This window comes from Aliidiomarina quisquiliarum, assembly GCF_023922585.1.
GTDB classification, from domain to species: Bacteria; Pseudomonadota; Gammaproteobacteria; order Enterobacterales; family Alteromonadaceae; genus Aliidiomarina; species Aliidiomarina quisquiliarum.
In genome coordinates this window covers 164035-188221 of sequence record NZ_JAMFTN010000010.1, presented here as the reverse complement: position 1 = coordinate 188221, position 24187 = coordinate 164035, and the positions used below count along the sequence as shown (strand labels likewise).

The window sequence follows — 24187 nt, the reverse complement described above, 5'->3', positions numbered from 1 at the left end:
TGAACACGTTGTAAAGAATGTTAACTTGCAACAGGTCTGCTCTGTTTGTATTATAGGGCGTTTTTTAACCATCTCTAATTAACTATCTTCATTTAAGTGAGACTCCGATGTCGCAAAACAAGCAGGGAGCTTACGAGTTTCGCACGATTGCGTTTCGAATTGGCAACCTTATAAATCTATTGTTATTACTCGTTGCATTTGGCCTTGCCAGCATGTATTCCACTTGGGGTCTCGCTTTTTTTATTGGCCTACCTGCCGCTTTAGTCCCTTTATGGCTTTATAAAACCTTAGGCGATCACGTTTTAGCCCGAGTGTCTTATGGCGTGAGCTTTATGCTGCTGGCAGCGTTGCATATTCACCAAAGCATGGGGTTTACTGAAGTTCATTTCGGCATTTTTGTGCTGTTAGCCATACTTATTTCCTTCCGTGATTGGGTAGTAATAGTGGTGGCCGCTGCCACTATTGCGGTGCATCATTTGTTATTTATGTACTTACAGCAGAATGGCGCTCCTGTTTACGTAGTTCCGACGGAAAACGCCCGTTTGTCGATTATTTTAATTCACGCTGTATATGTGGTGATTGAGTCGGCGGTGCTTGTGGTTATTTGCCGCACCAGTTTACGTGAGGCGCAAGTGGGACAGGCTTATTTCGATATGACAGCAACCTTAGTGCGCAATGACGGCACTGTTGTACTAACAGAGCGTTGCCCTGAGCATAAGTCTCGTCGTTTAATTCGCTTTAACCAGATGCTGCATACCTTGCATGAAAGTATAGGTAGTGTGTCGCGCTCTACGGTAGAAAACAGAGCCGCGGCGGATGCTTTGCAAAAAGAAGGGGCAACGCTAAGTGAAAGTATGCGCCGCCAGCAAACAGAAGTAGAGCGTATAGCAGCGGCCAGTGAAGAAATGAGCCATAGCATTGCTGAAACAGAACAGCGTTCTATTGAAGTGTTAAACACAGCAAAAAGTGCTGGTGATGCGGCTCAGTCGGGTAAAACGTCGGTGAGTAAAACCAGAGTGTCAGTAGAAGACCTAGCTGCAGTATTAGAGGATTCGCGTAATAAAGTAACGCAAATGGCGGAGTCGGCAACTGAAATTAGAAAAGTACTGCAAGTGATAGACACCATTGCCGAGCAAACCAACTTGTTAGCTTTAAATGCGGCTATTGAAGCGGCGCGAGCCGGTGAGGCGGGTCGTGGCTTTGCTGTGGTTGCCGATGAAGTGCGTAATTTAGCTAGCCAAACACAAGGCTCGACGGAACAAATTGAGCGTAATGTTGAACGTTTAACCAAAACCAGCCAAGAGTCGGTGCAAGCGGTTGGCAACTGTTTAGACAAGTTAGATGAAACCCGCAGTTATTCGGAAGAAAGCGACGGCTGGTTAAGTAGTATTGCCGAGCAATCTGCTTCGCTTGAAGCGGCTATTCAAGACATAACCCATGCGTTACAACAGCAAAATCAAGCGAGTTCGAGCGTGACACAAAGTACCCAATACCTGAATGACTTGTCGGCAGAGCACCTACAAGAAGCCGAAAACTTGGTTGCCACAGCCAACCAAGTGGCGGCGATTAGCGACAGGCTAGCGGAACAAACAACACGCTTTGTGTATGAATAAGTTACGGTTGCCGCTTCTAGTGTTTGTACTTTGGGTGGTGGGCTCCTCGGTATACTTATATATTTGGGCGTTTAGCGATTATGGATACTTTGATAAGAACAACCAATGGTTGGGGCTTACGGAAATTAATATTGCTAGTGAGGTAGAAAGCGAACAGCAGCAATCGTTAATCATACACATTCGTCAACCCGGTTGTCGCTGTAATAGCTATGCAGACCAGCATGCGAATGACTTACTAGCGGGTGTGAAAAGCAAACAAATAACACTTAGCGTAACTGAGGCTAAAGGGCTAAATATACCTGTACCTGCGACACCAATGGTGGCCGTTTTTTCGTATGAACAATTAAGCTCTGAACTGGACCCAGATAAGCTAACGCTTGTGTACGCTGGGCCTTATGCATCGGGTCCTTTTTGTGCCGCCGATGACAGCTTTTTACCCGCTGTACTTGACGGCAGCATCGATATGTCTGGGCCTTGGTTCAATGGCGGTGTAAAAGCCTGCCGCTGCGCCGTTGCTAGTTAGTATGTTGACGTCGTGCTTTTAGCACTTGGCTGACATCGGCGAAGCTTAAATCACGCGCTTGCAGCACAACCATTAGGTGATAAAGCAAGTCGGCACTTTCATTCAGCAGGGCGTCGTTTTCTTGTGCTACGGCGGCCAGCGCTACTTCTACCCCTTCTTCGCCAACCTTTTGCGCGCAGCGACGAATGCCTTCGGCCAGCAACTGTGCTGTGTAGCTGGTGTTGGTATTGGCTTCAGCTTTGCGCGTAACAATGGTTTGCTCTAGCTGGCAAAGCTCGGCTAACAACGCGTAAGCAGGAGTGGTTTGTTGTTGCCAGCAAGAGTCTGTACCTAAATGGCAGGTGGGTCCTTGTGGTATAGCTAAAGCGAGGAGGGCGTCTTGATCACAGTCGGCCACCAGCTCGAGTAGTTGCAAGGTATTGCCGGAGCTTTCGCCTTTCGTCCATAGCCGATTTTTACTCCGGCTAAAAAAAGTAACCTTACCAGTGCTTAAGCTTTGCTCGGCGGCGGCAAGGTTCATGTAGCCTTGCATGAGTACTTGGCCGTTAATGGCGTTTTGCACCACGCAGGGAAGTAAGCCGTTCATTTTTTCCCAAGCCAGCGCTGGTAACTGCAAAAACGATTTGAGCTTGGGCAGCTGAATTAAGTTTTTGTGTAAGGCCGACGCAATTAAAGCGCCTTCCACTTGAGCTTTTTCAAACACGTCGCGTACGTGTTCCATGCTGCCAGCGCCCCCGGAGGCCACTAACGGCACCGAACAAATAGCACGAACGGCGCGCAGCTGGTCTAAGTCGTAGCCATTGCGAACGCCGTCTTGGTTCATGCAATTGAGTACAATTTCACCGGCCCCGCGCCGAATAACTTCGGCAACCCAGTCGAAGGTAAGCCAATCGGTTGTTTCGGTGCAGTTTTCGTCACCAGTAAATTGCAGCACTTGGTAGTTGCCCGTGTCGGCATTGTAATAGCTGTCGATGCCCACTACCACAGCCTGCGAGCCTAATGCTGCTACAAACTCGTTAATAAGCTCGGGGCGCAGTAAGGCCGGTGAATTAATAGAAACCTTATCTGCGCCCATGGCCAATATTTCACGAGCTTGGGCAAAGGACTGAATACCGCCTGCCACAGTAAAGGGAATATTAATACGCTCGGCAATGCGTTGCACCCAAGTGGTGTCGACTAAGCGGTTATCTACCGAGGCGCTAATGTCGTAAAACACCAGTTCGTCGGCGCCTTCTGTGGCGTATTTTTCGGCCAGCGGTAAAATGTCACCGATAATTTCATGTTGGCGAAACTGTACGCCTTTAACTACTTTGCCGTTATTTACATCGAGACAGGCGATGATGCGTTGGTCCAACATTGGAGAGCCTCCGTAAGAGTGAATTGGTTGGTAAGTAATGCTTTGCCTAAAATAACGCTGTCGCACTGAACTGCTTTCAGGGCGGTTAAATCGTTTAAGCTTGCTACGCCACCGGACGCTTGCCATTGCACCGTGGGAAACTGTTGTTTTAGATCAGCGTAGAGTTCTACATGGCTGCCGGCCAAGGTGCCGTCGCGGCTAATGTCGGTGCATAGCACGTGGCGGCAACCGACGGCTAAGAAGCTTTCTAAGCAACTTTCTAAAGTGGTGGTTGATGCTTGTTGCCAGCCGTGGGTGGCTAATAAGCGTTCACCGCTTGCATTTATATTCACATCGAGGGCGAGCACAATAGCCTCTGGCCCGAAGCGATTAAACCACTGCCGTACTAACTGCGGCTGGGTAACGGCAAGAGAGCCAATGACCACCCGCTGAACCCCGCTGGCGAACAATTGTTCAAGGTCTGCGGTGCTGCGAATACCGCCCCCCACTTGAATGGGTAGGCCGGTGCTGCGAGTGATGTGGCCAATAAGTTTGAACTGGCGCTGGCTTGGATCGCGAGCACCATCGAGATCCACTAAGTGTAAGTATTCAGCCCCAGCGTTGCGGTATTCCGTGGCAATGGCCACGGGGTCGCTGTGGTAAGTGGTTTGCTGGTTAAAGTTGCCATTTAATAAGCGCACCACTTGGCCTTTTATTAAGTCTAATGCGGGTATTAACATGGTTACAGTACTCCCTTGGTTGAGGGCATAGCATTGCCTTCTTTGTGTAAGGCTTGGCGCAAGGCGCGGCCAAATACTTTAAATAAGCTTTCTACTTGGTGGTGGCTATTGCCTTCGCTGGTGCTTAAATGCAGGCTAACTTTCATGCTGTCGGCAAAGGAGCGGAAAAAGTGCGGCACCATTTCAGTGCTGAGTTGGCCTACCTTGGGCTGGGAAAAATTGGCGTTAAATTCTAACCATGGGCGGCCAGACAGGTCGATTAAACATTCAGCGCGGCATTCGTCCATTGGCAAGGCAAAACCGAAGCGGCCAATGCCACGTTTGTTGCCAAGGGCTTTGGCCATAGCTTCACCCAGTGCTAAGGCGGTGTCTTCTACCGTGTGGTGATCGTCGATGTGTAAGTCGCCCACCACATTTATTTGCAACGAAAAGCCACCGTGGGTGGCCACTTGTTCGAGCATGTGATCGAAAAAGCCAATGCCCGTGTTAAAGGTTAAGGGCTGAGTTTGGTCAAGATTCACTGCCACTTCTATATTGGTTTCACGGGTAATGCGAGTAACGGTGGCAGTACGCTCGCCGCCGGTTAAGCTGCGAACAATACTCGGCCAGTTCATGTTTTCGCGTTCGTACCGAATGCCACGAATACCCATAGCGGCGGCCAGTTGTAGGTCGGTGTCGCGATCGCCAATGACGGCGGAGCGTTGAAAGTCGATTTTGCCTTGTTGTAAATAGTCTTGCACCAAGCCGAGCTTAGGCTTACGGCAGCTGCAGTGTTGCTCTGCAAAGTGCGGGCAAATAAGTATGTCGTCGAATTCAATACCTTGGCTAGCAAACAGGGCGAGCATAGCATTTTGCGGCGCGTCGAAATCGGCTTGGGGAAAGCTTGCGGTGCCAAGGCCGTCTTGATTGCTAATTAGCACTAAGCGGTAGCCTTCCGCTTGCAGGGCCAGTAGTGCGGTAATTACGGCGGGCTCGTACACTAGCTTGTCGAGCCGATCCACTTGTTTGTCTATGGCGGGCTCTTCAATAAGGGTGCCGTCGCGGTCGATAAATAAAATTGGTTTCATAGTGTTGCTCCAAAATTGCGTAGCACCCGAACAAGCTGTTCGTTTTCTGCCGGGCTACCAATACTGATACGAATACATTGGTCTAAATTAGGTTGGCTAAGCTGGCGCAGTAAAATACCAGCTTGCTGGCAATAGCTCATAAGAGCATTGGCGTTTTCCACCTGCATTAAAATAAAATTGGTAGTGCTTGGGTACAGCTGTGTTACCCAAGTAAAACCCGCCAGTGCAATAACCAGTTGTTCGCGCTCATCAACCGCTTCAATAACGTTTTGGCGCATGTTAATGAGCCCTTCAGGGCCAAGCGCTTGTTCGGCAATTTGAATGCTAATAGCGGGCAGTGGGTAAGGTGCAAGTACCGGAGCTAGGGCGTTAATAACTGCTTCCTGAGCCAGAGTAAAACCGACCCGAATACCGGCTAAGCCAAAGGCTTTTGACAAGGTGCGCAGCACCACAAGGTGTGGGTAGTGCTTAATTAAACCGGTAGAGGTGTTTGCTGTGTTGCTGACATTGCTGGCTTCGGCGTATTCAATATAGGCTTCGTCGACCACCACCATAGCTTTACCACGGGCAAGTTCGAGTACGGCTTTAATGTCGGCCGGGGTTAATAAATTACCAAGCGGATTAGACGGGTTACACAGAAAAACAACCTTTACCTGTGGGCCCTTGGCGGCGGTTAGGGCTTGTTCGATAGCAGTTAAGTTTAATTGGTAAGCGCCCTTGGTTGGCACTAAAGGCACGCTTACCGTGGCGCTATTATTGAGCTGTGCTGAAATGGCATACATACCGTAGGTGGGCGGGCAAATAAGCACGCTGTCTTTGCCGGGCTCGCAAAAGGCGCGAATAAGCAGTTCGATACCTTCGTCGCTACCGCGGTGGCTCATGACTTGGTTGGCCGTAACGCCGGCATAATTGGCATAAGCGCCATTTAAAGTGCGGGACTGAAAGTTAGGGTAGCGGTTGAGCTGGTCGCTATTAATGCTGTAATAACTGCCGTCGCTATTGGTTGGTGCATAGGGCGACTCGTTGGCATTAAGCCAAATAGTGCCGCCCGACATGCTACGCCGCGCTGATAAATAGGGGGTCATATTACGCAAGTGAGGGCGTAGCAGCCCTTGAATGTTAGTCATGTGCTGTTCCTTGTTGGTCTAATTCAAACCGTGCGCTAGTTAAGCGTACCGACACGGCTTGGGCATGGGCGTTGAGGGTTTCTAACTCGGCCAAGGTGATAATAGTTGGGCCGAGCTGCGCTAACCCTTGTGCGGTCATTGTTTGCACCGTGTAACGACGATAAAAGTCGAGTAAGCCTAAGCTGCTGTAATTTTTGGCAAAACCATAGGTGGGTAGCACATGGTTGGTACCGGTAGCATAGTCGCCGCCCGCTTCTGGGGTGTAATGGCCTACAAAAATAGAACCGGCATTAGTAAGCTGGGCAAGGGCATTTTCTTGTTCTGTGGCGGCAATTTGCAGGCTTAAGTGTTCAGGGGCATAGCGCTGGCTAATAGCAATGGCTTCGGCAAGATCCGTCGTAACAATGAAGCTACTTTGGGCTAACGCTTGGCGCGCAATGGCCTGGCGCGGGAGTGTTTTTAGTTGCTGTGCTAGTTCTTGCCGAATAGCGCTCAATACATTGGTTGAAGGCGACAGGCAAATAACCTGCGAATCGGCGCCGTGCTCGGCTTGCGATAATAAGTCGGCGGCAACAAAGGCGGGCTCAGCGCTGTCGTCGGCAATAATCAGCAGTTCGCTTGGGCCTGCAGGTAGGTCAATGGCAGGACCGCCCACTAACTGGCTAACTTGCTGTTTGGCAGCGGTCACATAGCTATTACCCGGGCCAAATATTTTGTTTACCGCTGGAATGGTTTCGGTACCAAAGGCTAGTGCAGCTATAGCTTGAGCACCGCCAGCAAGCACAATGCGAGTGATGCCACACTTCATGGCCGCATAATAAATAGCAGGTGAAAGCTCGCCATTTTTATCGGGCGGAGTAACTAAAATACGCTCGCGGCAGCCCGCTAATTGCGCAGGCACACCAAGCATAAGCACGGTACTAGGTAATACCGCCGTGCCGCCGGGAATATACAAACCCACCGCATCGAAGGGGGTGTACTTTAATTGGCAATTCACCCCTGGGCTGGTTTCGGTACTGATGTTTTGCGGCTGCTGCAAAATATGAAAGCGACGAATGTTGTCATAGGCCGCATCAATCGCTGCAGACAATGTTGGGGTCAGAACCAAAGTTGACAAAAAACCTGAACTCTCTGAATTATCAGCACTTATGGGAAGTTGTATAGACAAAAAGTTTGTTCTGACCCCATCAAATTGTTGGGTGTAGTGGGTGAGGGCGGTGTCGCCGCCGGTGCGTACGGTATCGATTATTTCAGCCACTTGTTGTTGCAGTTGTGAATTTTGTTGCTGGGCCGGGCGTGCAAGCATAGCCGCTTGGCTGTTGGAATTAAGTTGCGACCAGCGTTTAGGCTTGGGCAAAGTGGTTAATGCATCATTCATAATACGCTCCTAGCTCATCATTTTTTCAATGGGCATAACTAAAATAGAGCTGCAGCCCAAGGCTTTTAGTTGCTCCATGGTTTCCCAAAATAAATTTTCGGTGCTAACCACGTGAATGGCCACTTGGCTGTCGGAATAACTGAGCGGCAAAATAGTAGGGCGCTCGGCACCGGGTAAAATAGCCGACACTTCGGTAACTTTATTTTTTGGTGCGTGCAACATAATGTATTTACTTTCTTTGGCCAGCTGTACGCCGTCGAGTCGTGCTAGCAGTTTTTCAACTAAAGCCTGCTTGTCGACAGATAAATTGTCATTGCGCTGAATAAGCTTTACCTGCGAGCGAAAAATTACCTCTTGCTCTTGCAAGCCGTTGGCTTCTAAGGTGGCCCCGGTTGACACTAAGTCGCAAATAGCGTCGGCAAGACCAGCGCGGGGGGCTACTTCAACGGAGCCAGTGAGCATAACGGTTTGCGCTGCTACCCCTTGCTGGCGCAAGTAGTTCTCGGTTAAACGGGGGTATGTGGTGGCAATTTTTTTCCCGGCGAGGCTGGCTAAACCAAGGTAAGGCAATTCTTTTGGAGTGGCTAAACTGAGCCGACAAAAGCCGAAGTCGAGCCGCCGTAACGAGAGAAAGGTTGATGCTTGTTGTTTAAAGCTGCGCTCGAGGCGCTCTTCTTCTAAAACATTTTCCCCTACCACGCCTAAGTCGACTACGCCGTCCATAATTAAGCCGGGAATATCGTCGTCGCGTACCCGCAGTAAATCAATAGGGTGGCTGGTACTGGGGGCAATAAGCCGTTGCTCATGTAAATTAAATTTTATGCCACAAGCAGCTAAAAGTTGTATGGTTTCTACGCTTAAGCGGCCAGACTTTTGAATGGCGACGGTAAGGCGACGAGTGTCGGTCATGCTTTTATTCCTTATTTAAAAACGAAAAAACCCCGAGAAGTTGCCCTTCTCGAGGTTTATTTTTACTCAGCGAAGGTACCTAACTGTGCAGCGGTACCTTTATTTAAGTGTGATAGTTACATAATCAGCAAAATAACAGCATACCGCTAAGGTGAATGGCGGTGATGATGGTGAGCTTGAATTTGTGCTAAGTTGTATATGTTACTCATGCTGTTTTGGCTCGTGTTAGCGTTGACGCTTGCTTGCTATCAACTTGCTGGAGTTGTATAGATGCTAACAGAGCTTAAAACACGAAGTAAAGCGAAAAGTTCATGTTTTTATCGCCAAAGCTTTGATTGCTTAATTTTTCACCAAAGCGGCCGATACAGTGAGTAAGTACACAAATAGGCAACAAGAGTGCGTTCTCGCAATACAATTGTGGAGATAAGATATGGCAAGCCAAGACTTAATATTTCCGTTACTGCCAAGGAATACGACAGTAGCGGTAAGTAGTGATTTAGACAAAGTAACTCAGTTACAAAAAAAGCCTAAAATTAAAGGTGTAGCAGGCGACGATGCCGGTGATGAAACCCAGCAAGCACGTGTGGAAGAGCGGCAGAAACAACGCCAGCAAGAGCGCCGGCAGCAAGAGCAAAGCGAAGCTAAAGGAGAGGCCAGCAAACAGGCTAGTGCAGACGCAGAGCCCCGTGAACGGCCCTTCGACCCCGATAGTAGCAAAGGCCAGAACCTCGACACCTTCGCTTAAGTGTTAGCTATTTGGCGGGTAATTCGTGGCATGGTGAGGGCAAATGCAGTACCTACACCTACTTTGCTACGCACACTAATGTCGCCGTGTAGTTTTTGGCGTACTAGGTTGTACACAATAGACATGCCAAGCCCAGTACCGCCAGCGTTACGCTTGGTAGTAAAGAAAGGCTCGAACACTTTAGCGATGGTAGCTTCGTCCATGCCCATGCCATTGTCGGCAAATTCAATTTGAACATTGTCGCCGGCTATTTTCTTGGCTCGAATAGTAATGGTGCCTTCTTTGCCGTCGAAGGCATGGCGAATAGCGTTGGTAGTTAAATTGGTAATAATTTGAGCCATAGCACCTGGCGTGGTGAGCATACTAATGTTTTGTTCACTTTCAATTTGATAGTCAATTCCTACTCGGCGTAGTTCGATAGACAAGGTTGACATTACTTCTTCAAGATAATTATGCAGGTTTATTTCCCGCCGCTCGGTTACCATTTGGTCGACCGCAACCTGCTTAAAGTTACTAATAAGCCGTGCTACTCGGGCTAGGTTACGCTCGGTCAGCTGTAACGATTCTGCCGCTTTAGATAAAAAGCTGTCGAGCTGCTCTTTGGTTAACTGGCCACTATTGATAGCGCCAAGAAGTATTTCGCGCCGATCATTTAACATGGTGGTGGCGGTAAGGGCTACACCTAGCGGCGTGTTTACTTCATGGGCGACACCCGCCACCAGGTTACCTAAGGCGGCCATTTTTTCCGATTCCACTAGCTTGTCTTGGGCGTCGTGCAGTTCGTCAAGGGTGCGCATAAGCTGAGTAGCGGTTTTTCGTTTGTTGTAATACAGCAAAATACTGAGCAGGGCGAAAAACAAGGCGGCTAACAAGCCTATGCCCACATACATTAAAATATCGCGTTGGCGATTAATGGTTTGTTCGCGGCTTTCTAATAAGGCAACCTGTTCAGCAATAGCTTGGCGCTGCTCACGTAGCACCTGTTGTTGGTTCGACAGGGTATTACGGTTTAAGGCGATACGGTCGGCTAATATGTCACTTTCTTGTTGTTTTTCTTGAAGTTGTTGCTCTTTTATTTGCAATTCATGCTGCAAAGACTCTAGCGTGTTTTGCGACGCCTGTAGTGACTGCAGAATAATAGCCAGTTGCTCTTCTCGAGAAAAAAGCCGCATGCGCTGTTCGTCGAGTTCGCGTAATAGCCTGTTCAAGGTGTTTTGCTGCGAGTCCATCACCATTTGTTTGTCTTCTAATGAACCCGCTTGGGCGCTTAGCACCGCATCGCGCTCGTCGATGGCAGCTTCTAGCATGCTAATACGCTCGTTTAGCTGTACTTGCCGCTGTTCATTAGCGTCGAGTTCAAGTTCTAATTCGTTCAGGTGGGCTAACACCTGTTGTAGCTCTTGTTGTTTGCGACGAAAGGCTACGGCCATTTCTAATTCTAAACCGCGCAGCATAAGTAAGTCGTTCGAGGGGGTCATGCCGGCTTCAATAATACGGTCGTTGTTGACTTGAAAAGCGAAGCGACTTTGCCGCGACGAGACTAAGTTGATCATCACTTCTTCGCGGCCACTGGCACCTTCTGTTACAACTAAAATGTTGTTGTTACGGGCCAAAGGCGCAATGGCAGAAAGCTGCGGCAGTGAGCGGGTGCCCACGTATAAAATGTCGACGTCGGTAATTTGCGTTAACCGTTGTACGGTGCGCACTTCAAGATTTAATTGGCGGATGGGTTGCAATGGGGTGGCGCGCAGGGTTTGATACACCGAGTCGGCGTCCATAATGCCAATAACTAAGCGCTGGCGCTGGTTTTCTTGCGGCCAGGTTACATAACGAATAACCGAAGTAAGATAAGTAGCACGTAATTCGTCGTCGGTAATGTCTGCCACATCAATGGCATAGGCGCTATAACTGACACTGTAACTGAATAAAGTAAGTAATAAAGCTGTCATGAGCTGCTTGCAGCAACGAACCATGCGTGTACCCTATATGTCTTGAATTATTATCATTCTAAAGCGTAGCACATTTGTCTTATGAGCCGTATAACTGATGTTTTTCGCGCAGAAGGCGCGCTAAGTAAGGCCTTGCCTGACTTTCAACCCCGTGCTGCCCAGCTTGAGATGGCAACGGCCATACAAGCGTTGCAGCAAGCGGGCGACCAACTGGTGGTTGAAGCCGAAACGGGCACGGGCAAAACCTTTGCTTATGTTGCGCCTGCATTACTGGGCAGTGGTAAGGTTATTCTTTCTACCGGTACCCGTAACTTGCAAGAGCAACTCTATCATAGAGACATGCCGCGCTTGCGGGAAGTGTTGGGGCCAGAAAAAGTCGTGACCTTATTAAAAGGTCGGTCGAACTACCTGTGTATTCAACGTCTAAATCAGTTTAGTGTGCACCCCGGTGGCGCCCATGAAAACGCCATTAAACAGCTAAAAGTAGTGCGTATGTGGGCCAACCAAACTAAAAGTGGTGACATTGGCGAGCTGTCGGCCTTGCCCGAAGACGCGATGATTTTACCCTTTATTACCAGTACTCAAGACAACTGTTTGGGCCGCGACTGCCCCCACTATGATGACTGTTATTTGGTAAAAGCCCGTAAAGAGGCCTTAGAAGCAGATATTGTGGTGGTGAATCATCACTTGTTTTGCGCTGACTTAGTGTTAAAAGACACTGGTTTTGGCGAGCTTATTCCGGCCGCCGATTTAGTAGTGTTTGACGAGGCACACCAGCTGCCAGAAATAGCCAGCCAATACTTTAGCGACACCGTGTCGACCCGCCAAGTAACCGAGCTATGCCGTGACTTAGAAACCATTTACCAAACTGCCGTACGCGACGCCCGTGCCATGTCGCAAATGGCCAAGCAAGTAGAGCGCAGCGCCAAAGATTTACGGTTGCAGTTTAAGCTTGACCCTGAACGCAGTAACTTACGCAAAGCAATGGCGGAAGACAAAATTGCCATTGGTGTGTCGGAACTTGAAGAAAAACTTGAACAGCTATTGCGCATTTGCAATACCCAAATTGGCCGCGACAAGGCTCTTGATCAGGCGGTGGAGCGATTAGAGTTGTTATTGAAGCGCTGGGCTGAAGTATTTGCCATTGAAGCCACAGGTTTCAGCTTTTGGTATGAAAGCTCCCGTTTTCATGTCAGTTTTCACCGCACCCCCTTGTCGGTGGCAGAGCCTTTTAGCCGAGTGATGGCAGAGCAGCAGGCGAGGTGGGTGTTTACTTCGGCCACCTTAACAGTAAACAACAGTTTTGATTACTTTAACCAGCGCTTAGGGCTGCGCAAGCCAGCCACCTTACAACTGGAAAGCCCGTTTAATTTTGCCGACCAAGCGTTGCTGTGTTTACCGCGCTACTTACCCGAGCCCCACGAGCGCAGTATGGTGGACACCTTAACCGACATTACCTTAAAGGTAGTGGCTGCCAACCATGGTGGTAGCTTTATTTTATTCACCAGCCACCGTATGTTGCAAGCCGTAGCAAAGCGCTTAGAAGGCAAGTTAGAGCGCGAGGTGTTGGTGCAAGGGGCCACTTCGAAACGTGAATTAATTACCGCATTTACAGAGGCAGGCAATGGTGTTTTACTTGGCACCAGTTCGTTTTGGGAAGGGGTGGATGTTCCCGGTAATGCCTTACGCTGTGTGTTAATTGACAAGCTACCATTTGCTTCACCCGATGACCCTTTATTACAGGCTCGGGTGGAAGATTGTCGCAAGCGTGGTCGTGATCCGTTCAAGGAAGTGCAGTTACCCCAAGCAGTACTGGCCATGAAACAAGGCGCGGGGCGTTTGGTGCGTTCGGTGCATGACGAAGGTGTGCTAATTATTTGTGATAACCGCATTGTTACGCGTAACTACGGGCAATTATTTCTTGCCAGTTTGCCACCTATGGGGCGTACCCGTTCACTAGCAAAGGCCTTAGCATTTTTAAGCCGTAAACCCAGCCCAAATTCTGCTATAATAGCGGGCTCATTAGCGGCTACACCAACGGCCTTGGAAGAGGAATAAACTTTGCGTTTACTGGCAATAGACACAGCAACCGAATACTGTTCGGCAGCTTTTAGCAACGGTATGGAACAATGCAGTTACGGCGAAGAGGCTCCCCAGCAGCACGCCAACTTAATCCTGCCGATGGTGCAAAAAACCTTAACAACTGCCAACACAAGCTTGGCTGAACTAGAAGGTATAGTGATTGGTGCTGGGCCTGGTAGCTTTACTGGCGTGCGTATTGCAGCTGGAATTGGCCAAGGGTTAGCCTTTAGTCAAAATTTACCCGTGGTGGGGGTTTCAAGTTTGCAAGCTTTGGCGCAACAGGCGTATCGTAAACAAGGGGCTACCCATGTTATTGCCGCCATTGACGCCCGAATGGGAGAGGTTTATTTTGGTGCCTACGAATTGGTTCAAGGGCTTATGCAGCCATTAACTAAAGACCTTGTAGGGGCACCGGAGCAAATGGTTTTACCCGCTCAGAAGGCAGCGGCACAATGGCACTGTGTGGGTACAGGTTTTGTGACTTACCCTGCGCTAATAGAATGGTTAGGGCAGTCGGCGCAAGGGCCAACACCGCATTTGGTTGCTATAGCTGAAGTGCGCTTTCCCCATGCGCAAGATATGCTGGCCATTGGCCGAGCGTTGTTTAGCGCTGGGGCAGGTGTTGCAGCGGAGCAGTTTGACGTACACTATGTACGTAATGAGGTGACTTGGCAGAAGTTGCCAGGTCGAACCTAACGGGCCTTTAACGAGCGTTACAGACAATGACGTTATTAAACACAATTTCACCTGCACAGGCTTACGTTAGCCAAGAGCACATTGACCAGCGCCGTACCTATTTAAATGCGCCAAAGGTAGTTGATACTAGCTTAGTGCCGCGCCAAGACAGTAGTGAAGCAGCACTAGCCGCCGCAGTTCAGGAACGGGCCCGGCTTGGTTATGACCAACCGGCCGACAGTGAACAGCGTGCGGTTGACCACTACCAAGCGATAGCGACCTACTTGCAGCGCGATAAGCTGCAGCAGATGGTAGGTATTGACGTTTACGCATAAATACCGGAGGTAATAATGATGTTCTCCATTCAAATAAAATATATTTTACGACTATTCTTTGTTTTAGGCGCAGCCATAGCGCTGTCTGCTTGTGCCGCTCGTTATCCAGAAGCAATTCGGGGCGACGACAGCGCCTTGGTAAGTTATCAGCAAACGATTAACAGCCCCGATGCTGGCGTAGGTAGTTCGGCCCGCTGGGGTGGTATTATTGCCAATGTGAATAACCTTGAAACCATGTCGGTTATTGAGGTGGTTACCATGGAATTGCGCGGTACTGGCCGGCCTATAGCCGATGAAAATAGCCTAGGGCGGTTTCGGGTTCAAGTAAATGGCTTTATTGATCCCGAAGTGTATGCCCCTGGACGGCTAGTGACGGTGTTTGGCACCTATGTGGGCAAAGAAACCGATAAAATTGGTGAGTTTATTTACCATTTCCCATTGCTACAAAGCCAAGGCGTGCACTTATGGCGTATGGATGATCAGAACCCACGGGTTGATGTGATGTTCCATTACGGCTTTGGCCATCCTTATTATCGTTATCCTTACTATGGCCCAGCCTACTATTACCCCGGTTGGGGGCAAAGCCCACCGCCTGCAGCTAGCGACAAACTAAAGCCAGGCCCGCGGGTGCAAGGTACACGGGGTAGCCGTTCGTCAGATGAACAAGGATGATTGATGTTAGCTACCACAGCGGTGGTATTGAACTAGCAGGCTTAACCACCTTAACGGCAGCAGAAGCAATGGCGCCGGGCTTGCATGGGCCCACCTTAGCCTTACATGGTTGGCTTGATAATGCCGCTAGCTTTCTTTCGTTAATGCCACTTTTAACTGAGCGCCCGGTAATTGCACTTGATTTACCCGGCCATGGTTTGTCGGCTCATCGTGCCCCGGGTGCGGCCTACTACTTTGTTGAATGGGTGGCCGACTTAGTAGAATTAATAGAGCAGCAAAACTGGCAACAAGTGCATTTGCTTGGGCACAGTATGGGCGGTTTTATTAGCCAGCTGGTGGCGAGTGTTATTCCTGATCGAATTCAGTGCATTAGCTTAATTGAAGGGTTTGGAATATTAACCTTTCCAGCCAATGAAACCCGTGACAAACTGGCTGCTGCATTAAAACAACGGCGTGAATTGGCGGCAAAAAGAGCCCCCATATATAGTGATAAAGAGCGTATTATTCGCTTGCGGGCAGAAACCAGTGATGTGACTGTTTGCCAAATTGCGCCTATTGTAGAGCGTAACTTGTATGCGGTAGAAAAAGGCTGGAGCTGGCGTGTTGATCCTCGGGTACGGTTAGGCTCGCCTTTTCGCTATACCTTAGAGCAAGCAGATGATTTAATGGCGGGCATTAAATGTCCCGTACAGTTAATTCGTGGTGCAACGGGCTTCAAAGAGCTCGATGCTGCCTTACAGCGTTGGTCGAAACAAATGAGCCTCTTACAGGTGTGCACCTTAGCTGGTGGGCATCATGTGCATTTGGAAAGTACAGCCGAAGTAGCGCAGCAAGTTAACGCATTTCTACAGCAACATGGCTGAGAAACTAGGATTAACTGGTCGGATATGCCAAAATAATTACCAATAAAAGGCTTAATGGGCATTTGGGCTCGCTAAATAAGCTACAACTAAGATAAGAATAAGAGCAGCAGGAGCAAGATTGTGGAAAAAATATGGCAAAAGCGTTATCCAGAAGGTGTCCCCTACGAAATTGATCCTGATCGTTATTCGTCATTGCTAGAAATATTTGAAGAGAGCAGCATCACCTATGCTGAGCGGCCGGCGTTTGTTAACTTAGATCGCTACATTACTTTTAAAGAGCTTGATGAACTTTCGAAAACCTTTGCCGCGTACTTGCAAAGCTCGGGTTTGAAAAAAGGCGACCCAGTAGCACTCATGATGCCGAACTTGCTGCAATACCCAATTGCGTTGTTTGGCATATTGCGGGCAGGTATGGTGGTGGTGAACGTAAACCCACTGTATACGGCCAGAGAATTGAAGCACCAGCTTGAAGATTCAGGCGCAAAAGCAATTGTTATTCTAAAAAACTTTGCCACTACGCTAGAAAAAGTTCAGCATGAATTAAGCTTAAACAAAGTAATAGTAACCGCCATTGGTGACTTGTTACCTGCGCCTAAACGCTGGGTGGTGAATTTTGCTGTGCGCTATATTAAGAAAATGGTGCCGGCGTATAACTTAGACAACACCATAGAGTTTAATGCCACTTTAGCGGAAGGGAAACGCCACAGCTATGTGCGCCCTACCGTAGTAGGTAGTGACCTAGCATTTTTACAATACACCGGTGGTACTACGGGGGTGTCGAAGGGGGCTATGCTAACTCATCGTAATATGGTGGCAAACTTAGAGCAGGTGTCGGCGGTTATTAACCCGTTGGTTGAAAATGGTAAGGAAGTTGCCATTGCAGCGCTACCGCTTTACCATATTTTTGCCTTAACGGCGAACTGCTTAACCTTTATGAAGCACGGTGGTTTAAACGTATTAATAACTAACCCGCGCGACATGCCCGGCTTTGTGAAAGAGCTGTCGAAATTTAAATTTACCGTTATTCCAGGGGTAAATACCTTATTTAATGGTTTGTTAAATACCCCAGGGTTTAGTGAACTAGACTTCAAGGAACTGAAAGTTGCTTTAGGCGGTGGTATGGCTGTGCAACGGTCGGTGGCTGATAATTGGGCCAAGGTAACTGGCACGGTGCTATTAGAAGGCTACGGTTTAACCGAGTGTGCCCCGGTTGTGACTACTAACCCCTACGATATTGAACACTACACGGGCAGCATTGGTATTCCTGTACCTTCAACGGATCTTAAAATAGTTGATGACGACGGTAATGAAGTACCTATGGGTGAAGCCGGTGAAGTGCTGGTAAAAGGGCCGCAGGTAATGGTGGGTTACTTGGGCCGTCCTGAGGCAACCGCCAAGTCGATTAAAGACGGTTGGTTTGCCACTGGTGATATGGGAACCGTAGACGAGCAAGGTTTCTTCCGTATTGTTGATCGCAAAAAAGATATGATTTTAGTGTCGGGTTTTAACGTTTACCCGAACGAAATAGAAGACGTAGTGGCTAGCCACCCGAAAGTACTTGAAGTGGCGGCTATTGGTGTGCCCCATGAAGCTTCGGGTGAAGTTGTTAAAGTGTTTGTGGTGAAAAAAGATCAGTCACTAACGGAGCGCGAGTTACGTGATTATTGCCGAGAAAACTTAACCGCTTATAAAGTGCCTAAATTAGTTGAATTCCGCGACGAACTTCCAAAAACCAACGTGGGCAAAATATTACGTCGCGCGTTAAAAGATGAGTAATGCATGCCTAATACATACCGCATGATAAACGCCACCAAAGACTTGGTGGCGTTTTGCGATCTGGCCCGAGCAGCGGGTTGGTTAGCACTAGATACTGAATTTGTTCGTACCCGCACTTACTACGCCAAGCTGGGATTAGTACAGCTTTGGGCAGCCGGTGAATGGCTTATTGTTGACCCTTTAAACGGTGTTGACTTAACCCCTTTATGGCAATTGCTACGGGAAAAACAAGTGACCACCGTGATGCACGCGGCGGGTGAAGACTTGGAAATTATTAATCAGCAATGCCCGGGTGCGCCGCAACACATGTTTGATACGCAAATTGCGTGGTCGTTTTTGCATGAAGGTGCTCAAATTGGCTATGCAGGCATGGTTGAGGAAATGTGTGGCGTTAGTTTAGATAAGTCTTTGTCGCGTACCGACTGGCTAAAGCGGCCGTTAACAGGACCGCAATTGGACTATGCTGCAGCCGATAGCTTATACCTTGCGCAAGTGTATCCTGAATTAAAGCAGCGTATTGAGGCCGCTTCTCAGTATGAATACTTTGTGCAGGAATGTGCGTTTCAAGTGACTAAACGGAGCCGTAAAGCCAACCCCGATTATGCTTGGCGTGAGGTAAGTGGCTTTGCTCAAATGAAGGGCGTGCAGCGTAGTGTTATGGCTGAACTGGCGAAGTGGCGCATGCAATGTGCCCAGCAAGAAGACATTGCCTTGCCTTTTTTAATGCGTGATCCGGTATTAACCGACATTGCGCTACAGCAACCAAGCTGTAAAGCGGCATTGGCTGAAATAAAAGACTTGCATCCGCGCGTACTTCGGCAACGCGGTAAAGAAATATTGGCGGCAATACAGCGAGGGCAAGCAGTACCAGAGCAAAATTGGCCGCGCTTAATTCCCCGTTTAGACGACCACAGTCAATATAAGCAGTGGTTTAAAGAGGCTAAAGCGTTAATAAAAACCAGTGCCGAGCAGGTGGGGGTGGCGCCAAGTTTATTGGGTTCGCGCAAACAAATTAACGACGTGTTTGTGTGGAGTAAGTACACCGACGATGCGGTAAAAGCAGCTGTGCCTAAGCCAGAGCTATTATTAAGCTGGCGCTATGGCGTGGCAGGCAAAGCGGTGCTGGCCTTAGCCGATGGCCTTAGCTAGCTGCTGGCTTGCGCTGAGGTTTTCAATTCATTAAAAAAAGAGTAAAGCATGGCAATTAATTTGTGTGTGGTATTAAGGTCGCCAAAGAAGGCCGACACCTATTTATATTTACCCAAAGACGCCGACTTTGACGCTTTGCCAGAGGCGCTGCAAACCTTGTTTACACCGCAGCACATAGCAATGAATTTATTGGTTAAGCCAGAGCGAAAATACGCACGCTTAACTGGAGCAGAGTTATTGGCGCATTTTAACGAACCGGGCTATTTTTTGCAGTTACCACCTGCACACGACAGCCTGTTACCGATTGCGTCGCCAGAATACACAGCGCATATTTCAAAGAAATAATAATCACATTGCAAGGAGTAAGGCATGACACGTTGGTTTACTAAGTTGTTAGCGGCGTCTTTGCTGTTATTTAGTTATACGGCTTTTGCTGCCGATCCGGCTGGCTTTCCAGCTTATGTAGAGCAGTTGAAAGCTGAAGCGCGGGAGCAAGGGTTTTCGGCCGCTACCATTGAACGGGCCTTTGCCGATGTAAGCTTTTACGAGCGCGCTGTGTCGGCAGATCGCAATCAGCCTGAATTCAAACTTACCTTAGACACTTATTTGCCTAAAGCAGTACCCGACTGGAAGGTGCGTCAAGGTATTGAAATGTATAACAAGCACCGCGAGCTGCTAGAAGCTGTGGGTGCTGAATATGGGGTGCAGCCGCGCTTTATTGTGGCTTTATGGGGAGTTGAAACCAACTTTGGCCGCTTTACTGGTAACTTCAAGGTAGTGTCGGCCCTAGCCACTATGGCCTACGAAGGGCGGCGAGAGGAATTTTTTAAAAAGCAGCTAATGCAAGCCTTAGAAATTATCGAGGCAGGGCATATTGACCCTGAACAAATGCGTGGTTCGTGGGCGGGGGCAATGGGCCAAACCCAGTTTATGCCAAGTTCATTTTTGGCCTATGCAGTAGATTATGATAAAGACGGAAAAATTGATATTTGGAACAGCCAAGGTGATGTATTTGCATCGGCGGCAAACTACTTAGCTCAATCGGGTTGGGACGATAGCAAAACCTGGGGCCGACAAGTGCGGTTGCCAGAAAACTTCAACCTAGAGCTGGCTGGCCGTAACAACAAACGTACCCTAGCAGAGTGGCAAGCCTTAGGGGTGCGCCGTTATGACGGTAGCGACCTACCTAGCCGTGATATTGAAGCGGGTTTGGTTATTCCCGATGACGAGAACGGGCGTATTTTTTTAAGCTATCAAAACTGGGATGTGCTCATGAAGTGGAACCGGTCTAGTTACTTTGTGGTGGTGGTGGGTCACTTGGCCGACCGTATTCAACTTGGCCGCTAAATTATAATTATGGCTGCTGAAGTGCCATTTTGGCAACGCAAATCCCTGCATGAAATGACCCAACAAGAATGGGAGTCGTTGTGTGACGGCTGCGGTAAGTGCTGTTTACATAAGGTGCTGGAAGCCCGAGACGATGTGGACGACGACGCGCCCATGCGGGCCGATGACACCATGCACTTTATTAATGTGGCGTGTCAGCTGCTGGATACGGAAAGTGGACGCTGCCGGCATTATTCCACGCGGCTAGAGTATGTGCCTTCGTGCGTGGTGCTAACGGCAGAGCAAATGGAGCATATTCACTTTATGCCGCCAAGCTGTGCTTATCGGCGGTTGGCAGAAGGGCGCTCGTTACCGAGTTGGCATCCTTTATTGCATAAAGGTTCACGCACCTTAATGATCGAAGCCGGCATGGCAACCACCGGCTATGCGCTATATTCCGACGCCGACGAAGTAGACGAAGACGATATGCTTATTATTAAGTGGCCGTTATTTACAGCGCCTTAAGGTTTAAGTGGTTAAAAGCGCCGTAGTTTCCATAAACGGTAGCTAATAATGAAGACAGCCACGCTTATATAAAGGGCAAATATAATACGCATCCATTGGCTCATAACGAGCCCTAAGAAGCTCCAGTCTACGTCGCTACAAAGGCCAGTGACAGCAAATACACTGGGGAGCAGTTCGTGTAGTGGTAGCCAACTAGGAAAGTTAGGTTCTAAATTACAGCTAGCGAACATGGCATTGATGCCAGTTTGCAGCCAAACATGATAGTGGGCACTGGAAAAGCCTGCAATGGCAGCGCCTAACCAACTGCTATAGCCCACTAAGCGAAAAATGAGCAGCTGCGGGTTTATGGCGGTAAACCAAGCGCCTAGAGCTATGGCAATAACGGCGGTGCGTTGGTAAATACACTGTTCGCATGGGGCTAGGTGCATGCTGTGTTGAAAATAAAGTGCCGTTAGGGTTAGTGCGGTAGCTGTACTAGCTAACAGTAGCCATGGCCAACGTAGCGAAGGCCAGTTAGCAAGACTTTGGGAATACCTGTGGTTCATTAAAGTGCCCTTTATGTACGATGTTTAAGCAAAAGTGGTTAACAATGGCTGTGGCAAGGTAAATGATGCTGAAGATAACACAGTAGTACCTATACTGTGATGCTAGTTTAAAGCTTGTCCGACCATTCCGCACAGGTTACAATTTAAGATTGCAAATGGATAGTCGCGTTTGACGAACCAAATGCAGCACTACAGGATTTGAATTTTGGCACACATGATTATTAAAGCAAAAAGCCCAGCCGGCTTTGCCGAAGAGTTCATTGTAAAATCAATCTGGAAAGGTGACTTTGCGCCAGGTTCAATTTTGCCCGCAGAGCGTGAGCTTTCAGAATTAATCGGCGTTACCCGTACCACGTTACGGGAAGTATTACAGCGTTTAGCCCGCGACGGTTGGTTAACCATTCAGCATGGTAAGCCCACCCAAGTGAACAATTTTTGGGAAACCTCGGGATTAAACATATTAGAAACATTGGCACGCCTTGACGAAGAAGGCATGCCTGACTTGATTGACGACTTATTGTCGGCCCGCACCAATATTAGTGCAATTTATATTCGCGCCGCCTTGCGGCACAATAAAGATCGCGCATTATTAGCCTTAACAGGTGCGGAAGGCTTAGAAGACAATGGCCGCGCTTTTGCCGAGTTCGATTATAAATTGAATCAAGAGCTGGCCCATGCCTCAGGTAATAAAGTGTATGTGCTGGTGCTTAATGGTTTTAAAGGTTTATATGCGCGTATTGGCCAGTTTTATTTTTCTAAGCCTGAAGCGCGCGAGTTAGCACGGCAGTATTATGCCAAGTTAGCCAGTTTAGCGGCCATTGGTGAGCATAACGAAGCGATGAAGTTAGTGCGCCAATATGGTTATGATTCGGCGGAAATTTGGCAGCAAATTCGCGATACCATTCCAGAAAACTTAGTCGAATAGGGCTAAACTGCTTTCACAAGCAACAAAAAAGCGAGCTGTGGCTCGCTTTTTTCATTCACCCTTAAGGGGTATTAATTAAGCAAAGTTCGCTGTTGCGAATTCCCAGTTAATTAATGCCCAGAAGGCATCCATATACTTTGGACGGGCGTTACGGAAGTCGATGTAGTAGGCATGCTCCCACAGGTCAACGGTCATAATTGGCGTTACACCTTCTTGCGTAAGTGGTGTTGCGGCATTACTGGTGTTAACAATGTCGAGGCTACCGTCTGCAGTTTTTACTAACCAGGTCCAGGAAGAGCCAAAGTTAGTTACTGCACTAGTGGTGAAAGCTTCTTTGAACTTGTCAAAGGAACCCCATTTAGCGTTAATTGCTTCGGCTAAAGCACCTGTTGGCTCACCGCCGCCATTTGGGCTGAGGCAATGCCAGTAGAAGGTGTGGTTCCATACTTGGGCAGCGTTGTTGAACAGGCCACCGTCTGAAGTACGAACGATTTCCTCTAATGACTTACCAGCCATATCGGTGCCAGCTGTTAGGTTATTTAAGTTAGTCACATAGGTTTGGTGATGCTTACCATAGTGGTACTCTAATGTTTCAGCTGAAATATGTGGTTCTAAAGCGTTCATTTCGTAAGGAAGTGCGGGTAATTCAAAAGCCATAGTCTGCTCTCCGTTATACGTTAATTGTTATGATGAGTCGGTCGTGTGAAGAATAACAGCACACGACCCTTGCGATTCAGTATAGCGCACTTAAAGGGTGTACCTCTAGGGCTAAAGTTTTTTTGCGTACTCCTTTAGATATATGGGCAGTGGTAGTATATTTCAAGGGCGCGAACACAAATAGTCTGTGTTACAATAAAGCTCGTTGACCGATTTGGAGCGGAGTAAGAGACAATGCAGAATGAAAACGCAGATCAGGTGCAAGAAGTACATACACGCATTAAAGAGCAAATAGCTGAAAATCCAATTCTTTTATATATGAAAGGTTCACCTAAGCTGCCAAGCTGTGGTTTTTCATCGCAGGCTTCGCAAGCGTTAATGAATTGCGGTAAGCCTTTTGCTTACGTGGATATTTTGCAGAATCCTGATATTCGCGCTGAGTTACCAAAAATTGCTAATTGGCCGACCTTCCCGCAACTATGGGTAAAAGGCGAGTTAATTGGTGGCTGTGACATTATTTTAGAAATGTTCCAGCAGGGTGAATTGCAAACTATTATTGCCGATGCAGCTCCAGAAGAGTCGGCAGCGGAATAATTTGCAAATAAATTCGCAGTTTTATTATTTTTTACATTAACTAGTTAAACATGGAGATTAAACATGGCTGTATTAGTAGGCCGCCAGGCCCCTGATTTCACGGCTGCTACCGTAATGGGTAACGGTGAGATTGTTGAGAACTTCATTTTTAGTGATTTTATTAAAGGTAAAAAGGCAGTTTTGTTTTTCTACCCATTAGACTTCACTTTCGTTTGTCCTTCAGAACTGATTGCGTTCGACAAGCGTTTAGCTGATTTTGAAAAGCGTGGTGTGGTCGTAGTTGGTTGTTCAATTGATTCACAGTTTAGCCATAGTGCATGGCGCAATACGGCTGTTGAAGACGGTGGTATTGGTCCAGTGAAATACCCTCTTGTTGCTGACATTAAGCGCGAAATTATTAAAGCTTACGACATTGAACATCCTGAAGCTGGCGTAGCATTCCGTGCTTCGTTCTTAATTGATGAAGAAGGTGTGGTACGTCACCAAGTAGTAAACGACTTGCCATTAGGCCGTGATATTGACGAAATGTTACGCATGGTAGACGCGCTAAACTTCCACGACGAGCACGGTGAAGTTTGCCCTGCAGGTTGGAAAGCAGGCGACGAAGGTATGCAAGCTGACGCTGCTGGCGTTGCTGCTTACCTAACTAAAAACGCAGACAAGCTATAAGCTAACT

At 48.2% G+C, this 24187-nt stretch carries 25 protein-coding genes; 16 read left to right on the top strand and 9 right to left on the bottom strand.

Annotated features, from left to right (window positions below):
- Positions 1-107: 107 nt before the first annotated feature.
- Both M1L23_RS01725 and M1L23_RS01720 read left to right on the top strand, forming a co-directional pair.
- Positions 108-1613 (top strand): methyl-accepting chemotaxis protein, encoded by a 1506-nt coding sequence (locus M1L23_RS01725; protein WP_252625303.1) that lies wholly within the window; start codon positions 108-110, stop codon positions 1611-1613.
- The gene (locus M1L23_RS01720) at positions 1606-2136 is read left to right on the top strand and encodes a DUF6436 domain-containing protein (RefSeq protein WP_252625302.1); all 531 of its coding nucleotides are present in this window, start codon (positions 1606-1608) and stop codon (positions 2134-2136) included. Before M1L23_RS01725 ends, M1L23_RS01720 begins: the two co-directional genes overlap by 8 nt.
- Here the strand turns inward: M1L23_RS01720 and hisF are convergent.
- From hisF to hisG, 6 genes are read right to left on the bottom strand one after another with little or no spacing between them, the layout of a single operon-like run.
- Positions 2129-3493 carry an imidazole glycerol phosphate synthase subunit HisF gene (gene hisF, locus M1L23_RS15055; RefSeq protein ID WP_420840619.1) on the bottom strand — a complete coding sequence of 455 codons (1365 nt, stop codon included), beginning with the start codon at positions 3491-3493 and terminating at the stop codon, positions 2129-2131. The two genes, M1L23_RS01720 and hisF, sit on opposite strands and share 8 nt — an antisense overlap.
- Positions 3457-4212 (bottom strand): 1-(5-phosphoribosyl)-5-[(5-phosphoribosylamino)methylideneamino]imidazole-4-carboxamide isomerase, encoded by a 756-nt coding sequence (gene hisA / locus M1L23_RS01705; protein WP_252625301.1) that lies wholly within the window; start codon positions 4210-4212, stop codon positions 3457-3459. The genes hisF and hisA overlap by 37 nt, the downstream gene beginning before the upstream one ends.
- Before the next feature lie 2 nt (positions 4213-4214).
- The gene (hisB, locus tag M1L23_RS01700) at positions 4215-5279 is read right to left on the bottom strand and encodes a bifunctional histidinol-phosphatase/imidazoleglycerol-phosphate dehydratase HisB (RefSeq protein ID WP_252625300.1); all 1065 of its coding nucleotides are present in this window, start codon (positions 5277-5279) and stop codon (positions 4215-4217) included.
- Positions 5276-6406, bottom strand: a complete 1131-nt coding sequence (gene hisC, locus M1L23_RS01695) for a histidinol-phosphate transaminase (RefSeq protein WP_252625299.1) — start codon at positions 6404-6406, stop codon at positions 5276-5278. The genes hisB and hisC overlap by 4 nt, the downstream gene beginning before the upstream one ends.
- Positions 6399-7784 carry a histidinol dehydrogenase gene (gene hisD / locus M1L23_RS01690; protein ID WP_252625298.1) on the bottom strand — a complete coding sequence of 462 codons (1386 nt, stop codon included), beginning with the start codon at positions 7782-7784 and terminating at the stop codon, positions 6399-6401. Before hisD ends, hisC begins: the two co-directional genes overlap by 8 nt.
- Before the next feature lie 9 nt (positions 7785-7793).
- On the bottom strand, positions 7794-8693 hold the full coding sequence (gene hisG / locus M1L23_RS01685) for an ATP phosphoribosyltransferase (protein WP_252625297.1): 900 nt from the start codon (positions 8691-8693) through the stop codon (positions 7794-7796).
- Positions 8694-9123: 430 nt separating this feature from the next.
- Between hisG and M1L23_RS01680 the strand changes: the two genes are divergently transcribed.
- Positions 9124-9438, top strand: coding sequence for a hypothetical protein (locus M1L23_RS01680; RefSeq protein WP_252625296.1), 315 nt, complete (start codon positions 9124-9126; stop codon positions 9436-9438).
- On the opposite strand, the gene M1L23_RS01675 is transcribed toward M1L23_RS01680, so the two are convergent.
- The gene (locus M1L23_RS01675; protein ID WP_252625295.1) at positions 9435-11387 is read right to left on the bottom strand and encodes a YfiR/HmsC family protein; all 1953 of its coding nucleotides are present in this window, start codon (positions 11385-11387) and stop codon (positions 9435-9437) included. The genes M1L23_RS01680 and M1L23_RS01675 overlap by 4 nt on opposite strands.
- A gap of 81 nt (positions 11388-11468) precedes the next feature.
- On the opposite strand from M1L23_RS01675, the gene M1L23_RS01670 reads away from it, so the two are divergent.
- From M1L23_RS01670 to M1L23_RS01625, 10 genes are all read left to right on the top strand, one after another.
- Complete coding sequence (locus M1L23_RS01670) at positions 11469-13445, top strand: DNA repair helicase YoaA (protein WP_252625294.1); 1977 nt, start codon at positions 11469-11471, stop codon at positions 13443-13445.
- A 3-nt stretch (positions 13446-13448) separates the two neighbouring features.
- Positions 13449-14165, top strand: a complete 717-nt coding sequence (gene tsaB, locus M1L23_RS01665; RefSeq protein WP_252625293.1) for a tRNA (adenosine(37)-N6)-threonylcarbamoyltransferase complex dimerization subunit type 1 TsaB — start codon at positions 13449-13451, stop codon at positions 14163-14165.
- A 26-nt stretch (positions 14166-14191) separates the two neighbouring features.
- Positions 14192-14479 (top strand): hypothetical protein, encoded by a 288-nt coding sequence (locus M1L23_RS01660; protein ID WP_252625292.1) that lies wholly within the window; start codon positions 14192-14194, stop codon positions 14477-14479.
- 15 nt (positions 14480-14494) lie between these two features.
- A complete protein-coding gene (locus M1L23_RS01655; protein ID WP_252625291.1) occupies positions 14495-15151 on the top strand; it encodes a Slp family lipoprotein in 657 nt (218 codons plus the stop codon).
- The gene (locus tag M1L23_RS01650) at positions 15148-16014 is read left to right on the top strand and encodes an alpha/beta fold hydrolase (RefSeq protein WP_252625290.1); all 867 of its coding nucleotides are present in this window, start codon (positions 15148-15150) and stop codon (positions 16012-16014) included. Before M1L23_RS01655 ends, M1L23_RS01650 begins: the two co-directional genes overlap by 4 nt.
- Positions 16015-16134: 120 nt before the next feature.
- Positions 16135-17790: a long-chain-fatty-acid--CoA ligase FadD gene (fadD, locus tag M1L23_RS01645; RefSeq protein WP_338021823.1), complete on the top strand. Its 1656-nt coding sequence runs from the start codon at positions 16135-16137 to the stop codon at positions 17788-17790.
- Positions 17791-17793: 3 nt separating this feature from the next.
- On the top strand, positions 17794-18939 hold the full coding sequence (gene rnd, locus M1L23_RS01640) for a ribonuclease D (RefSeq protein ID WP_252625289.1): 1146 nt from the start codon (positions 17794-17796) through the stop codon (positions 18937-18939).
- Between the two features lie 48 nt (positions 18940-18987).
- On the top strand, positions 18988-19284 hold the full coding sequence (locus tag M1L23_RS01635; protein WP_252625288.1) for a YcgL domain-containing protein: 297 nt from the start codon (positions 18988-18990) through the stop codon (positions 19282-19284).
- Between the two features lie 24 nt (positions 19285-19308).
- On the top strand, positions 19309-20286 hold the full coding sequence (locus M1L23_RS01630; protein WP_252625287.1) for a lytic murein transglycosylase: 978 nt from the start codon (positions 19309-19311) through the stop codon (positions 20284-20286).
- A 9-nt stretch (positions 20287-20295) separates the two neighbouring features.
- On the top strand, positions 20296-20790 hold the full coding sequence (locus M1L23_RS01625) for a YcgN family cysteine cluster protein (RefSeq protein WP_252625286.1): 495 nt from the start codon (positions 20296-20298) through the stop codon (positions 20788-20790).
- A gap of 11 nt (positions 20791-20801) precedes the next feature.
- Here M1L23_RS01625 and M1L23_RS01620 read toward each other — a convergent pair whose 3' ends face one another.
- The gene (locus tag M1L23_RS01620; protein ID WP_252625285.1) at positions 20802-21335 is read right to left on the bottom strand and encodes a disulfide bond formation protein B; all 534 of its coding nucleotides are present in this window, start codon (positions 21333-21335) and stop codon (positions 20802-20804) included.
- A gap of 214 nt (positions 21336-21549) precedes the next feature.
- Here M1L23_RS01620 and fadR point away from each other — a divergent pair, with 214 nt between their 5' ends.
- On the top strand, positions 21550-22260 hold the full coding sequence (gene fadR / locus M1L23_RS01615) for a fatty acid metabolism transcriptional regulator FadR (protein ID WP_252625412.1): 711 nt from the start codon (positions 21550-21552) through the stop codon (positions 22258-22260).
- A 75-nt stretch (positions 22261-22335) separates the two neighbouring features.
- Here the strand turns inward: fadR and sodB are convergent, their stop codons facing one another.
- The gene (sodB, locus tag M1L23_RS01610; protein ID WP_252625284.1) at positions 22336-22917 is read right to left on the bottom strand and encodes a superoxide dismutase [Fe]; all 582 of its coding nucleotides are present in this window, start codon (positions 22915-22917) and stop codon (positions 22336-22338) included.
- A 234-nt stretch (positions 22918-23151) separates the two neighbouring features.
- Here sodB and grxD point away from each other — a divergent pair, with 234 nt between their 5' ends.
- Positions 23152-23511: a Grx4 family monothiol glutaredoxin gene (grxD, locus tag M1L23_RS01605; RefSeq protein WP_252625283.1), complete on the top strand. Its 360-nt coding sequence runs from the start codon at positions 23152-23154 to the stop codon at positions 23509-23511.
- A gap of 63 nt (positions 23512-23574) precedes the next feature.
- Positions 23575-24180 (top strand): peroxiredoxin, encoded by a 606-nt coding sequence (locus M1L23_RS01600; protein WP_252625282.1) that lies wholly within the window; start codon positions 23575-23577, stop codon positions 24178-24180.
- The last annotated feature ends 7 nt before the right edge of the window (positions 24181-24187 follow it).

Bases quoted from the DNA above. Each gene is read 5' to 3' on its own strand.
- M1L23_RS01725 (WP_252625303.1), top strand. From the start codon at position 108: ATGTCGCAAAACAAGCAGGGAGCTTACGAGTTTCGCACGATTGCGTTT.
- M1L23_RS01720 (WP_252625302.1), top strand. From the start codon at position 1,606: ATGAATAAGTTACGGTTGCCGCTTCTAGTGTTTGTACTTTGGGTGGTG.
- hisF (WP_420840619.1), bottom strand. From the start codon at position 3,493: ATGTTGGACCAACGCATCATCGCCTGTCTCGATGTAAATAACGGCAAA.
- hisA (WP_252625301.1), bottom strand. From the start codon at position 4,212: ATGTTAATACCCGCATTAGACTTAATAAAAGGCCAAGTGGTGCGCTTA.
- hisB (WP_252625300.1), bottom strand. From the start codon at position 5,279: ATGAAACCAATTTTATTTATCGACCGCGACGGCACCCTTATTGAAGAG.
- hisC (WP_252625299.1), bottom strand. From the start codon at position 6,406: ATGACTAACATTCAAGGGCTGCTACGCCCTCACTTGCGTAATATGACC.
- hisD (WP_252625298.1), bottom strand. From the start codon at position 7,784: ATGAATGATGCATTAACCACTTTGCCCAAGCCTAAACGCTGGTCGCAA.
- hisG (WP_252625297.1), bottom strand. From the start codon at position 8,693: ATGACCGACACTCGTCGCCTTACCGTCGCCATTCAAAAGTCTGGCCGC.
- M1L23_RS01680 (WP_252625296.1), top strand. From the start codon at position 9,124: ATGGCAAGCCAAGACTTAATATTTCCGTTACTGCCAAGGAATACGACA.
- M1L23_RS01675 (WP_252625295.1), bottom strand. From the start codon at position 11,387: ATGACAGCTTTATTACTTACTTTATTCAGTTACAGTGTCAGTTATAGC.
- M1L23_RS01670 (WP_252625294.1), top strand. From the start codon at position 11,469: ATGAGCCGTATAACTGATGTTTTTCGCGCAGAAGGCGCGCTAAGTAAG.
- M1L23_RS01660 (WP_252625292.1), top strand. From the start codon at position 14,192: ATGACGTTATTAAACACAATTTCACCTGCACAGGCTTACGTTAGCCAA.
- M1L23_RS01655 (WP_252625291.1), top strand. From the start codon at position 14,495: ATGATGTTCTCCATTCAAATAAAATATATTTTACGACTATTCTTTGTT.
- M1L23_RS01650 (WP_252625290.1), top strand. From the start codon at position 15,148: ATGATTGATGTTAGCTACCACAGCGGTGGTATTGAACTAGCAGGCTTA.
- rnd (WP_252625289.1), top strand. From the start codon at position 17,794: ATGCCTAATACATACCGCATGATAAACGCCACCAAAGACTTGGTGGCG.
- M1L23_RS01635 (WP_252625288.1), top strand. From the start codon at position 18,988: ATGGCAATTAATTTGTGTGTGGTATTAAGGTCGCCAAAGAAGGCCGAC.
- M1L23_RS01630 (WP_252625287.1), top strand. From the start codon at position 19,309: ATGACACGTTGGTTTACTAAGTTGTTAGCGGCGTCTTTGCTGTTATTT.
- M1L23_RS01625 (WP_252625286.1), top strand. From the start codon at position 20,296: ATGGCTGCTGAAGTGCCATTTTGGCAACGCAAATCCCTGCATGAAATG.
- M1L23_RS01620 (WP_252625285.1), bottom strand. From the start codon at position 21,335: ATGAACCACAGGTATTCCCAAAGTCTTGCTAACTGGCCTTCGCTACGT.
- fadR (WP_252625412.1), top strand. From the start codon at position 21,550: ATGATTATTAAAGCAAAAAGCCCAGCCGGCTTTGCCGAAGAGTTCATT.
- sodB (WP_252625284.1), bottom strand. From the start codon at position 22,917: ATGGCTTTTGAATTACCCGCACTTCCTTACGAAATGAACGCTTTAGAA.
- grxD (WP_252625283.1), top strand. From the start codon at position 23,152: ATGCAGAATGAAAACGCAGATCAGGTGCAAGAAGTACATACACGCATT.
- M1L23_RS01600 (WP_252625282.1), top strand. From the start codon at position 23,575: ATGGCTGTATTAGTAGGCCGCCAGGCCCCTGATTTCACGGCTGCTACC.